The 8,740-nt window shown below is 64.1% G+C and carries 9 protein-coding genes; 5 read left to right on the top strand and 4 right to left on the bottom strand.

The window, feature by feature from the left end; translation table 11 throughout:
• Window positions 1–231: 231 nt before the first annotated feature.
• Window positions 232–843, bottom strand: a complete 612-nt coding sequence (locus ACODS5_RS18585) for a trimeric intracellular cation channel family protein (RefSeq protein ID WP_023630647.1) — start codon at window positions 841–843, stop codon at window positions 232–234.
• Between the two features lie 91 nt (window positions 844–934).
• On the bottom strand, window positions 935–1,477 hold the full coding sequence (gene orn / locus ACODS5_RS18580) for an oligoribonuclease (RefSeq protein WP_489109363.1): 543 nt from the start codon (window positions 1,475–1,477) through the stop codon (window positions 935–937).
• 108 nt (window positions 1,478–1,585) lie between these two features.
• Between orn and rsgA the strand changes: the two genes are divergently transcribed.
• The gene (gene rsgA / locus ACODS5_RS18575; protein WP_134690301.1) at window positions 1,586–2,617 is read left to right on the top strand and encodes a small ribosomal subunit biogenesis GTPase RsgA; all 1,032 of its coding nucleotides are present in this window, start codon (window positions 1,586–1,588) and stop codon (window positions 2,615–2,617) included.
• Window positions 2,618–2,748: 131 nt separating this feature from the next.
• A complete protein-coding gene (locus ACODS5_RS18570; RefSeq protein ID WP_134690302.1) occupies window positions 2,749–3,228 on the top strand; it encodes a molecular chaperone Tir in 480 nt (159 codons plus the stop codon).
• Between the two features lie 145 nt (window positions 3,229–3,373).
• On the opposite strand, the gene motB is transcribed toward ACODS5_RS18570, so the two are convergent.
• Together motB and motA are read right to left on the bottom strand one after the other, a co-directional pair.
• Entirely contained in the window at window positions 3,374–4,390 is a 1,017-nt protein-coding gene (motB, locus tag ACODS5_RS18565; protein ID WP_134690303.1) for a flagellar motor protein MotB, read from the bottom strand.
• Window positions 4,391–4,393: 3 nt separating this feature from the next.
• The gene (gene motA / locus ACODS5_RS18560) at window positions 4,394–5,245 is read right to left on the bottom strand and encodes a flagellar motor stator protein MotA (RefSeq protein ID WP_134690304.1); all 852 of its coding nucleotides are present in this window, start codon (window positions 5,243–5,245) and stop codon (window positions 4,394–4,396) included.
• Window positions 5,246–5,375: 130 nt separating this feature from the next.
• Here motA and ACODS5_RS18555 point away from each other — a divergent pair, with 130 nt between their 5' ends.
• The 3 genes from ACODS5_RS18555 to asd are packed head-to-tail and all read left to right on the top strand — an operon-like array spanning window position 5,376 to window position 8,637.
• Entirely contained in the window at window positions 5,376–6,908 is a 1,533-nt protein-coding gene (locus ACODS5_RS18555; protein ID WP_134690305.1) for an HDOD domain-containing protein, read from the top strand.
• Window positions 6,909–6,954: 46 nt separating this feature from the next.
• Window positions 6,955–7,764 (top strand): thiosulfate sulfurtransferase, encoded by an 810-nt coding sequence (gene rhdA, locus ACODS5_RS18550; RefSeq protein WP_489109362.1) that lies wholly within the window; start codon window positions 6,955–6,957, stop codon window positions 7,762–7,764.
• Window positions 7,765–7,773: 9 nt separating this feature from the next.
• Window positions 7,774–8,637: an archaetidylserine decarboxylase gene (gene asd / locus ACODS5_RS18545; RefSeq protein WP_038706897.1), complete on the top strand. Its 864-nt coding sequence runs from the start codon at window positions 7,774–7,776 to the stop codon at window positions 8,635–8,637.
• Window positions 8,638–8,740: the final 103 nt, after the last annotated feature.

Genomic DNA, 8,740 nt, shown 5'->3' with positions numbered 1-8,740 from the left:
CCGTCGCCCCACTACGCAAGAACTCCGCTCGGCCTCCTGAAGTCGCAATTTGTGTCGCCTGAACTATCGCGCGCTTAGAAGCAAAATCAAAAACAGAGCAAGAGCAAGAGCAAGAGCAAGAGCAAGAACCTTGAGCGGCTATCGAAGCACTGCTGCGTACATACAGTGATGACCTCTCGCCGGCAAGCCGGCTCCTACAGGGAAACTGAAAACTTCAACGCATTGCCGATGTCACTGTTGATCGTTGTAATGAAACTTCGGCATTTCCCAATGAAACCGAATCGCCAACAACCGCACGAGAAAACCACCGAACAAGGTCAGGAGCATGGCCTGCTCCGCCGGCACCTTGAAGTAAACACACCCCAGATAGAACCAAGCCGCCGCGAACGAAACACTGGCATATAGCTCACGCCGAAACACCAACGGGATATCGTTGCAGAAGATGTCCCGCAGGATGCCGCCAAACACCCCGGTAATCACCCCGCTGATGGAAGCGACAAGGAACCCTTGCCCCATCTCCAGCGCGGTCATGCAGCCGATCAGGGTGAACGCCACGAGCCCCAGGGCGTCGAGCACCAGGAACAACGACCGCAGATGGCGCATCAAGGGCGCGATGAAGATGGTCAGCAGCGCCGCGAAGCTGGTCAGCACCAGGTACTCAGGGTGCTTCACCCAGGTCAGCGGGTAGTGCCCGAGCAGCACGTCACGCACTGAGCCGCCACCCAGCGCGGTAACGCAGGCAATCAGCACCACGCCGAACCAGTCCATGCCCCGTCGGCCGGCAGACAACGCGCCGGTCATGGCTTCAGCGGTAATGGCGATGAGGTAGAGCATCAACAACATGGTGCGGCCCCGAGCAGGAAAGGCGCGCAGTCTACCCAGTCGCACGCGGCACCAAAAGAGGGCGCGCCGACAATCGCCGGCGCCCGGCAGGTCAAACCTTGATGAAATGCTCGCGGTAGTGACGCAGCTCGGCAATGGACTCGCGAATATCGTCCAGGGCCAGGTGGGTACCACCCTTCTTGAAGCTGTCACGCACTTCCGGCGCCCAGCGCGCGGCCAGTTCCTTGAGCGTGGACACATCGAGGTTGCGATAGTGGAAGTAGTTTTCCAGCTCGCGCATGTGACGATAGAGGAAACGGCGGTCCTGGCAGATGCTGTTGCCACAGATCGGCGACTTGCCCTTCGGCACCCACTGCTCGAGGAAGGCAATGGTCTGCGCCTCGGCCTCGGCCATGCTTACCTTGCTCTCGCGCACGCGCTGGGTCAGGCCCGAGGCGCCGTGGGTGCGGGTATTCCACTCGTCCATGCGCGCCAGCACTTCGTCGCTGTGGTGGATGGCGATCACCGGGCCTTCGGCCAGGGTGTTCAACTCGCTGTCGGTGACGATGGTGGCCATCTCGATGATGACATCGTTGTCCGGATCCAGGCCGGTCATCTCCAGATCGATCCAGATCAGGTTCTGTGGGTTGTGCATGCAGGTGCTCCTCGAATAGCCCGTCATATTAGCCTAGCCAGGCGGCTCATGGGCGTAGCGTGCTAAACTGCCGCCGTTTTCTTTCTGCCCCGCCGACACGGAACCTTCATGGCCAAACGCCAGCTCAACCGCCGCCAGAACTGGCGCATCGAAAAGATCCAGGGTGAACGCGCCGCCCGCGCCGCCAAACGCGAGCAGCACGTGCTGCAAGAGCTGGAAGGCGGCGACCTGGGGCCAGAGCAACTGGGCCTGGTGATTGCCCACTTCGGCGTGCAGGTCGAGGTCGAGGCCCAGGACGGCGAAGCCGCCGGCCAGGTTTTCCGCTGCCACCTGCGGGCCAACCTGCCGGCGCTGGTGACCGGTGACCGCGTGGTCTGGCGCGCCGGCAACCAGGGCATCGGCGTGATCGTCGCGCAGATGCCGCGCAGCACCGAGCTGTGCCGGCCGAACAACCATGGCCAGCTCAAGCCGGTGGCAGCCAACGTCGACCTGATCGTCATCGTCTTCGCCCCGGCCCCCGAACCGCACCCCAACCTGATCGACCGTTACCTGGTCGCAGCCGAGCATGCCGGCATCCGCCCGTTGCTGCTGCTGAACAAGGCCGACCTGATCAACGACGAGAACGCCCCGACCCTCAATGCCATGCTCGAGGTCTATCGTGGCCTGGGCTACCCGCTGCTGGAGGTTTCGGCGCACCAGGGCGATGGCATGCAGCGCTTGCAGCAGACGCTCGATGGCCATATCAGCGTGTTCGTCGGCCAGTCGGGCGTGGGCAAGTCCTCGCTGGTCAACAGCCTGCTGCCAGATGCAGGCACCCGTGTCGGCGACCTGTCGGAATGGTCCGGCCAGGGCACCCACACCACCACCACCGCACGCCTCTACCATTTCCCCAATGGCGGTGACCTGATCGACTCGCCGGGCATCCGCGAATTCGGCCTGGGCCATGTCAGCCGCGATGATGTCGAGGATGGCTTCATCGAGTTCCGCGAACTGATCGGCAACTGCCGCTTCCGCGACTGCAAGCACGACCGCGAGCCAGGCTGCGCGCTGCTCAAGGCGCTCGAGGACGGCAGCGTCACGCAACAGCGCATGAACAGCTACCGCTCGATCATCGCCAGCCTGCCGGAAGACAGCTACTAATCCACTCGGATGTAGGGCGCATTACCGAGCGGCGTAGGACCGCTCCGGTTTTGCGGTCGCCTATTGTCCCGCTCCAGGCTTTCCCCGATGTTCATGGCTTCATGTTGGCCTGGATCAGGGAGGGCATGCCAATGCCGGTATTTATCAGCTATCGCCACGCTGGACGACTCGACGCCTTCATTCTCAACGAGCGCCTGCTGCTCGAAGGCATTACCACACAACTAGTGATGGTCGATAGCCTGGGGCAAACCTTCGACGACCTGCATGGCGGTTTTTGCCAACAACTGGCCGATGCCACGCACTGGGTCGGCGTGCTGACCGCCGGCGACGAGGGAGACTGGTGGACCGCCTGGCTACTCGGCGCAGCCGCAATGACGGGCCGGCGCGTGAGTTTCTATCTGGGCTGCACAGCTGAAGCGCCTTCACGCCTGGGCAAGTGGCCGGTCATGCGCGAGCGCGAGCACATCGACTTGTTCGTGTGGGCCTACCACGACGAGCGGACGTTCGGCCGAGGGATCCACCCCTCGATGCCACGAGGGGGCGCGGCAGATCGGGACAATGCGGACTTCTTCCATGCCGACCTCAAGGCCAAGATCAGGCGCGGCTTCTAAGCGCCAGGCAAGCAGGCTTTAGCAGGGAACGACCGCGTGGCAGCGGGCTGGTCCTGCGATGGCGTCAAACCAGGCCACCGCTATCGCGGGGCAAGCCCGCTCCCACAAAGCTCAACCGCAGCACGCTGGCGCATGCAGCGTTTCTTTATTGATCCTTGGCCTCATCCATCTTCAACACGCCATCCTCGAAGATGTTCAGCTTCTGGCGCAGCTCGCGCGGCTGCATCGGCGTATCGCCCGGTGTCGCGGCCGCACCTGATTCAGCGCCCGCGGGCGGTGCTTCAGCGGCAGGCGGCGCAGCGTCCGGCTTGCCCTGCTCACCCTCGATATCGCGCTGGGCCTTCTTGGTCAGGACGATGATATCGATGCGCCGGTTGACTGGGTTGAACGGGTTGGCCCGGTCGAACAGCGACGACGACGCATAACCGACCACCCGCGCCACCTGCTCATCCGGATAGCCACCAGCGACCAACGCACGACGCGCCGCGTTGGCGCGGTTGGCCGACAGCTCCCAGTTGCCGAAGTCGCCGGTACCGGAGTACGGCTTGGCATCGGTATGGCCACTGATGCTGATCTTATTCGGCACCGCCTTGATGGTGTCGGCCATCGCCAGCAGGATGTCCTCGAAGTACGGCTGCAAGCGCGCGCTGCCCAGGTCGAACATCGGCCGGTTCTCGGCGTCCATGATCTGGATGCGCAGGCCGTCCTGGGTGATCTCGAACAGGATCTGGTCCTTGAACTTCTGCAGCTGCGGATTTTCCTCGACCTTGTTCTGCAGCTCTTGCAGCAACAGCTCAAGGCGTTCGCGCTCAACCTGCTCGGCCATGGTCTCGACCTTGTCCTTGTCCAGCTGCAGGCTGGTATCAGGCGTCGGCTCGGACTTCTCTTCCGGGTTGATGGTCCTTTCCGGCGCCAACTGCGGCGTGCCGCCCAGGTCGATGATGTACGGGGTGCCGCTCTCGGAGAAACCGATCGGGTCCTTGAAGTAACCGGCGATGGCGATCTTCTGCTCGGGCGTGGCGGTGGACAGCAGCCACAGCACGAGGAAGAACGCCATCATCGCCGTGGCGAAGTCGGCGAAGGCGATCTTCCAGGCCCCGCCGTGGTGGCCGTCGCCAAAGCGCTTGACGCGCTTGACGATGATGGGCTGATTGTTCTCCATGGCTTAGCGACCGCGTACTGCTTGTTCCAGCTCGGCGAAGCTCGGACGGTGCGCCGGGAACAGCACCTTGCGCCCGAATTCCACGGCCAGCGACGGCGGCATGCCGGAGGCCGAGGCCACCAGCGAGGCCTTGATCGCCTCATAGACGTTCAGCTCTTCCTTGGCGTCGTGGCGCAGGGAGTTGGCCAGCGGGCCGAAGAAGCCGTAGGCGGCAAGAATACCGAAGAAAGTACCGACCAGCGCCGCACCCACGTGCAGGCCGATGGACTTCTGGTCGCCGTCCCCCAGCGAGGCCATGGTCACCACGATGCCCAGTACCGCCGCGACGATACCGAAGCCGGGCATGCCGTCGGCGATGCCGGTGACCGCATGCGACGGGTGCTCGAGCTCTTCCTTCATGCTCAGCAGTTCCATGTCGAACAGGCCTTCGAGCTCATGGGGCGCCATGTTGCCGGTGGACATGATGCGCAGGTAGTCGCAGATGAACGCGGTCATGCGCTCATCGCCGAGTACCGCGGGATATTTGGCGAAGATCGGGCTGGCCGCCGCGTCCTCGATGTCGCCCTCGATGGCCATCATGCCTTCACGACGGCTCTTGTTGAGGATCTCGTACACCAAGCCCAGCACTTCCAGGTAGAAGGTGTGGGTGAAACGGGTGCCGAACATCTTCAGCGACTTCTTGATCACATGCATGGTCATGTAACCAGGGTTGGCCTGGAGGAACGCACCAAAGGCCGCACCGCCGATGATCAGCACCTCGAACGGTTGGATCAGGGCCGCGATCTTGCCGTGGGAAAGCACGTAGCCGCCGAGCACGCTCGCGAATACGACGATGATGCCGATAATTTTAGCCATAAGTTGGAAGCACTTGCTGTCGTGGTCAGGATGGGGGACGGAAGCTTGAAAACTCTTCTTCTACTTATCGGCAGAACTGCGCCAGACTATAGCCACTCATTGCGAAAAGCCAGTTCGGACTGATGTCAATATGCCAATTGAAACCAAGGTGCCAAGTCAGCCGCCATCGAGTCTAGAGGCCTGGGTAAAGCTGCTCGACGGGATTCGAGTACCCGTGCCCAAAGACAGCCACGACCGCGTTCTACAGGCCATCAACGACAGCCGTCGATCCCTGCGCGACATTGCCGAACTGATGCAGGATAGCCCCGCGCTGGTGCTGTGCGTGATGCGCGAGGCCAACCATTCGGCCAATGCCAGCCAGGCCGAGCCCGCCGAAAGCCTGGAAATCGCCCTCAACCGCCTCGGTCTTGCACGCACCAGCCAGCTGCTGGCGCGCCTGCCAGCGCTGCCGGCCGACGAGATCCCGCCGGTGCTGCGCCAGTTCCTGCTGATCAGCCAGCACGCCACGCAACAGGCCAACGGCCTGTTCGCCAGCCGCCTGGCGCGCCTGTGGCAAGAAATCCACTGGGGCAGCCTGCTGTTCCTCTCGCCAATGTGGCCGCTGGCCCTGGCCTACCCCAAGCTGCTCGACACCTGGGAACTGCGGGTTATCCACAAAGGCGAGGACGCCGCCGCAGTCGAGCAGGAGCTGTTCGGAGTGCGCCTGATGCAGCTGTGCCGCAGCCTGGCCGAACACTGGCGCCTGCCCGAGTGGGTCATCCAGGGCTATCGCCTGCTGCTCGAAGAGCGCGAGCAACTGGCCCAGGTGCTGGCCATCGCCCGCGAACAGGACCCACTGGCGCAGCAGCAACGCCTGGATGAACAGCCGGCCCTGCGTCGCTGGTTCAACCAGCCGCCGAACACCGTGTTGCTGGCCAACGGCCTGGCCCTGGCCGCCCAGGTCGGCTGGGACAACCCGCACCTGCTGCGCTGGCAGCTGCTCACCGCGCTATACCTGCAAACCAGCCTGGACGACGTCCAGCAGCAGGTTCACCAGCAGGCCGCGGCCAGTGCCCGCCATCACGCCCGGCATGCCCTGTTCCATCCGGCCGAGGCACTGATCTGGCCGTGGCACCAGCGCCGCCCGCACCCGGACATGCTCACGCCACCGCCGCCCAGCACCGAGGACCTCGGCCGCTGGCGCGCGCTGTGCCAGACCTTGCTGGCCCAGCCCAGCCCATTCAGCAACGGCGTGCACCTGGCCAGTCAGGCCCGCGATGCCTTGCTGGCCTGCGGCATGCAACGGGTGATGCTGTTGAGCCTGGACAAGGCCAGCGACTACCTGCGCGTGCAGCAAACGGCCGGCCTGCCGAAAGAGGCCGCGGCCATGGCGCTGTCGCTGCCACAGCACAAGCTGCTGCAAAAACTGATGAGCAAGGCCGGCCAACTGCGCCTGACGCCAGACAACCACGCCCAGTTCAGCGCCTTGCTGCCGGCGCCGCTGCGCGCCTTCTTCCGTGGCGAACACTTGCTGCTGCGCTCGCTGGCGGTCGGCGACCAGGTGCTGATGCTGGCGGTGGCCGACCAGGCCGGCAAGCCCCTGGCCGATGTCAGCGTGCAGGCCTTCGGTAAAACCGCGCAATGCATCGAGCGCGCCCTGGCCACCTTCGGCAACCGCAATTGATGAGCCTTGCGCTACAATCGCCCCCTTTGCACCCTGGAGACCGTGGATGACTGACTTTTCCGGCTTGCCCCTGGTGATCGAACCCGGGGACCTGCTGCCGCGTCTGGATTCGCCGCAGTTGATCCTGGTCGATCTGACCAGCGTCAACCGCTACGGCAGCGGCCACATCCCCGGGGCCCGTTTCGTCGATCCCAAGCGCACCCAACTGGGCCAGCCACCGGCACCGGGCCTGCTGCCGGCCCGCGCCGACCTGGAAAAACTGTTCGGTGAGCTCGGCCACCGCGACGACGCGGTATACGTGGTGTACGACGACGAAGGCGGCGGCTGGGCCGGGCGCTTCATCTGGCTGCTCGACGTGATCGGCCACAAGGCCTACCACTACCTCAACGGCGGTATCCAGGCCTGGCCGGCGGACACACTGTCCACCGAGGTGCCTGAAAACGCCGACGGCACGGTAAGCCTACGACTGCATGACGAACCCACTGCCACCCGTGAATACCTGCAGAGCCGCCTGGGCGCCACCGATCTGGCTATCTGGGATGCTCGTGCACCTGGAGAGTACCGTGGCGAGAAAGTCCTGGCGGCCAAGGGTGGGCATATTCCCGGCGCGATCAACTTCGAGTGGACCGCCGGCATGGACCTCAACGACCACCTGCGCATCCGCAAGGACATCGCCGAAGTCCTGCAAAACCTGGGCATCACTCCCGACAAGGAAGTGATCACCCATTGCCAGACCCACCACCGCTCCGGTTTCACCTACCTCGTGGCCAAAGCCCTCGGCTATCCACGGGTGAAGGGCTATGCCGGTTCCTGGGGCGAATGGGGCAACCACCCCGACACGCCCGTCGAAGTTTAAGGACGCTCAATGAAATCCCGCTTGTTCATCATCAGCCAGTACCTGCTGCCGCACCACCTGCTGTCGCGGCTGGCCGGCTGCGTCGCCGAGTGCCGCGCGCGCTGGTTCAAGAACGCCTTCACCGCCTGGTTCGCCAAGCGCTACCAGGTGAACATGTCCGAGGCACTGGTCGAAGACCTCAGCGCCTACGAGCACTTCAACGCCTTCTTCACCCGTGCCCTCAAGCCCGGCGCCCGTCCGCTGGACGAGACCCCCGGCGCGATCCTCTGCCCGGCCGACGGCGCGGTCAGCCAGCTCGGCCCGATCGAGCACGGCCGCATCTTCCAGGCCAAGGGCCACGGTTACAGCGCCCTGGAGTTGCTGGGCGGCGACCCGGCCCTGGCCGCGCCGTTCATGGGCGGCGAATTCGCCACCATCTACCTGTCGCCCAAGGACTACCACCGCGTGCACATGCCGCTGGCCGGCACCCTGCGCGAAATGGTCTACGTGCCGGGCCGGCTGTTCTCGGTCAACCAGACCACCGCAGAGAACGTACCGGAGCTGTTCGCCCGCAACGAGCGCGTGGTGTGCCTGTTCGACACCGAGCGCGGGCCAATGGCCGTGGTGCTGGTTGGCGCGATGATCGTCGCCTCGATCGAGACTGTCTGGGCCGGCCTGGTCACGCCGCCGAAGCGCGAGCTGAAGACTTTCCGCTATGACGACGCCAGCCGTGCGCCGATCCACCTGGAAAAAGGCGCCGAACTGGGCCGCTTCAAGCTGGGTTCCACCGCCATCGTGCTGTTCGGGCCAGAGCAGGTGAAGTGGGCCGAGAGCCTCGGTGCCGGCTCCGCCGTGCGCATGGGTGAGTTGCTGGCGCAACCGGCCCAGGCCTGATTGACTGCTGCAACAAGAAAGGCCCTGCTCAGCAGGGCCTTTTTCATTGGGACCGCTACGCGGTCCATCGCCGGCAAGCCGGCTCCCACAGTGAGAACGCAAA

This window comes from Pseudomonas sp. FG47 (assembly GCF_057809115.1).
The sequence above is the reverse complement of the archived record's forward strand: the minus strand, read 5'-3'. Positions and strand labels throughout refer to the sequence as shown.